Raw genomic sequence first — 3925 nt, 5'->3', positions numbered from 1 at the left:
AGCCAGCTCCCACAGGTTCACCACATGCCTGTGATCGTGATTAACCTGTGGGAGCTGGCTTGCCAGCGAATGGGCCGCAAAGCGGCCCTTGGTTTACGCCCTACGGCAAGGCGTACGCAATCACATAGTCACCACGGTCCGGCGACTGACGGGCACCGCCGGCGCTGATCAGGATGTACTGCTTGCCGGTCTTGGGCGACACATAGGTCATCGGCCCCGACTGGCTGCCCACGGGCAGGCGCGCCTTCCAGATCTCGTTGCCGTTGCCCGAGTCGAACGCACGCAGGTAGAAGTCCTGGGTGCCGGCAAAGAACAGCAGGCCCGACTGGGTCGACAGCGAAGCGCCCAGGGTCGGCATGCCGATCGGGATCGGCATATGCATGCGGATACCCAGCGGCCCGGTGTCCTGCACGGTACCTACCGGCACCTGCCACACCAGCTTCCTGGTCTTCAGGTCGATCGCCGACATCGTGCCGAACGGCGGCTTCTGGCATGGAATGCCAGCGGCCGACAGGAAGCGCTGGCGCATCGCGCCATACGGCGTACCTTCCTGCGGCACCACGCCCATCTCGATGCCACTGGCATTCTTGGGAATGTTCGCGCGCGGGATCATGTAGTTGGCCAGGCCCAGGCGCATGTCGTTGACGAACATGTAGTTGTTGGTCGGGTCGACCGATACGCTACCCCAGTTCATGCCGCCCAGCGAGCCGGGGAACTGCAGCGACGGGTCCAGGCCCGGCGGGGTGTACACGCCCTCATGACGCATGCCCTTGAACGAGATACGGCACAGCAGCTGGTCGAACGGGGTGGCGCCCCACATGTCCGACTCTTTCAGGGTCTGGTTGCCGATCGACGGCATCTCGACCGAGAACGGCTGGGTGGGCGAATAACGTTCGCCCGGCACGTTGCCCTGGGGCACCGGCTTTTCCTCGACCTTGGCAATCGGCACGCCGGTTTCGCGGTTGACCACGAAGATCTCACCCTGCTTGGTCACCTGGGCCAGCGCCGGTTGCACGCCGCCCTTGTCGTCCGGCAGGTCGTACAGCAACGGCTGGGCCGGCAGGTCGAAGTCCCACAGGTCGTGGTGGGTGGTCTGGAAGTGCCAGCGCACCTGGCCGGTCTTCACGTCCAGCGCGACGATCGAGGAGCTGTACTTGTCGTCCAGTTCGCTACGGGTACCGGCAAAGAAGTCCGGGGTGGCGTTGCCGGTCGGCAGGTACACCAGGCCCAGCTTGGCGTCATACGACATCGCCGACCATACGTTGGGCGTGCCACGGGTGTAGGTCTGGCCTGCGGGCGGACGCTTGGTGATGTTCGGGTTGCCCGGATCCCAGGCCCAGGCCAGCTCGCCGGTACGCACGTCATAGGCACGCACCACGCCCGGTGGTTCACCGGTGGAGAAGTTGTCGGCCACGCGGCCACCGACGATCACCACCTCACCGGCCACCAGCGGGGTGGAGGTCTGTTGGTAGTAACCCGGCTTGATCTCACCCATGTCGACGCTCAGGTCGACCACGCCATTGTTGCCGAAGTCGGCACACGGCTCGCCGGTTGCGGCGTCGAGGGCGATCAGGCGGGCGTCGCCGGTGGGCAGGAACAGGCGCTTGGCACAGGCTTGCGGGGCGGCTTCGGCGAGCGCCGGGGTCTCGGCGTAGCCCAGGCCACGGCAGCGCTGCCAGTTCGGCGCACTGCCCTTGGGGTCGAAGCTCCAGCGCTGCTTGCCGGTGTCCACGTCCAGGGCGAAGACCTTGCCGTAGGCGGTGCACGAGTACAGCGTGTCACCGATCTGCAGCGGGGTGTTCTGGTCTTCGGCGCCAGCGCCGGTGCTCTGCGGGATGTCGCCGGTGCGGAAGGTCCAGGCCACCTGCAGCTTGTCGACGTTGCCCTTGTTGATCTGGTCCAGCGCGGCAAAGCGGTTGCCAGCGGTGGTGTTGCCCCAGTGCGCCCAGTCCTTCTGTTCGGTGCCCGGCTTGACCGGCTGCACCGCAGGCACGCTGCTGGCAGTGACCACGTGGGTCGGGACGAACATGTAGGCCAGGCTGGCGGCGACGCCGACGGCCAGTACGGCAGCGACGCCGAACGCACCGCGACCGGCCGGACGACCGGCAGCACGTTGCAGGCTCGGGAACACCAGCGCGATGACCAGGCCAATCACGGCGAAGGTCAGTACCCGCGAGACCAGCGGCCAGAAGTCCAGGCCGGCATCCCATACCGCCCAGATCGCGGTCAGCACCAGCGCCACTGCGTACAGCCACGCGCCCAGCGGCTTGCGCCGTGCAATCAGCACGCCGCTGGCCAGCATCGCCAGGCCCATCAGAAGGAAATACCAGCTACCGCCAAGGGTGCTCAGGTAAGCACCGCCACCGGCCAGTACCAGGCCGATCAGGGCGATCAGGATGCCCAGACCTCCCAGCAGCCACTTTGCGGTGCCTGGGGCACCCGCCTGTTCGTTCATGTGATTTACCGTCCTAAACGTTGTGAAAACCCACCGTCAACAGTTCGCCGACCCAATCCCGAGCATAGTCGGCAGATTTAGGTAGCTTGCTTGTTAACCAGTTAGTACGTTTAAGGGTAACAAAAAATTGCAGGGCACTGCGACAATTTGTCTGCCTGCCCGGCTTCAGTGGCCTGAAACCGGGTAGACATCGGGCTTACGCGGCGCTGAACAGTTTGTGCGGGTCGATGACGAATTTCTTCGGCACGCCGGCATCGAATTCGCCATAGCCTTCGGGCGCCTGATCCAGGCTGATCACCTGCACGCCCACCACTTCAGCGATATTGATGCGGTCCCACATGATGGCCTGCATCAGGGCACGGTTGTACTTCATCACCGGGGTCTGGCCGGTATGGAAGCTGTGGGATTTGGCCCAGCCCAGGCCGAAGCGGATGCTCAGGCTGCCCATCTTGGCGGCGGCATCCACCGCACCCGGGTCTTCGGTGACGTAAAGCCCGGGAATACCGATCTTGCCGGCCACCCGCACCACGCCCATCAGCGAGTTGAGCACCGTCGCCGGCGCTTCGTGCTGCGCACCGGCATGCCCGTGGCCACGGGCCTCGAAGCCCACCGCGTCGACCGCACAGTCCACTTCCGGCTCGCCCAGCAGGTTGGCGATCTGCTCGTGCAGCGGGGTGTCCTGGGACAGGTCGGCAATTTCGAAGCCCTGCGCCTTGGCGTGCGCCAGGCGCACCGGGTTGACGTCACCGACGATCACCACGGCAGCACCGAGCAGGCGCGCCGAAGCCGCAGCGGCCAGGCCGACCGGGCCGGCACCGGCGATATACACCGAACTGCCAGGCCCGACCCCGGCGGTGACGGCGCCGTGGTAGCCGGTGGGCAGGATGTCGGACAGGCAGGTCAGGTCGCGGATCTTCTCCATGGCCTTGTCGCGGTCGGGCAGTTTGAGCAGGTTGAAGTCGGCGTACGGCACCAGCACGTACTCGGCCTGGCCACCGGTCCAGTCGCCCATGTCGACATAGCCGTAGGCGCCGCCGGCACGGGCCGGGTTGACGGTCAGGCACACGCCGGTGTGTTGTTCCTTGCACGAGCGGCAGCGCCCACAGGCGACGTTGAAGGGCACCGAGACCAGGTCGCCCAGTTGCAGGTGCTCGACGTCACGGCCTTTCTCGATGACCTCGCCGGTGATTTCATGGCCCAGTACCAGGCCGGTCTGGGCCGTGGTGCGACCGCGCACCATGTGCTGGTCGGAGCCGCAGATATTGGTGGAAACCACCCGCAGGATCACGCCGTGTTCGATCTTGCGCCCACGCGGGTCCTGCATTTTCGGATAGGGGATTGTTTGCACCTCGACCTTGCCTGCGCCCAGGTACACCACACCACGATTACCAGACATGCTTTCACCTCGCTCGATTGTTGTTATGTCGCGCTGAATCTGTGTCTGTCTCCAGGCCCTCTTCGCTGGCAAGC

Annotated in this window: 2 protein-coding genes; both read right to left on the bottom strand. The window is 65.3% G+C overall.

What is annotated here, in order from left to right:
• Positions 1-100 precede the first annotated feature (100 nt).
• Positions 101-2455, bottom strand: coding sequence for a glucose/quinate/shikimate family membrane-bound PQQ-dependent dehydrogenase (locus tag G3436_RS14780; RefSeq protein WP_163946229.1), 2355 nt, complete (start codon positions 2453-2455; stop codon positions 101-103).
• 196 nt (positions 2456-2651) lie between these two features.
• Positions 2652-3851, bottom strand: a complete 1200-nt coding sequence (gene fdhA, locus G3436_RS14775) for a formaldehyde dehydrogenase, glutathione-independent (protein ID WP_163946226.1) — start codon at positions 3849-3851, stop codon at positions 2652-2654.
• Positions 3852-3925 lie beyond the last annotated feature (74 nt).

Source organism: Pseudomonas brassicae (genome assembly GCF_010671725.1).
GTDB classification, from domain to species: Bacteria; Pseudomonadota; Gammaproteobacteria; order Pseudomonadales; family Pseudomonadaceae; genus Aquipseudomonas; species Aquipseudomonas brassicae.
Note: the sequence above shows the minus strand (reverse complement) of the source record. Positions and strands in the feature narration are given on the sequence as shown.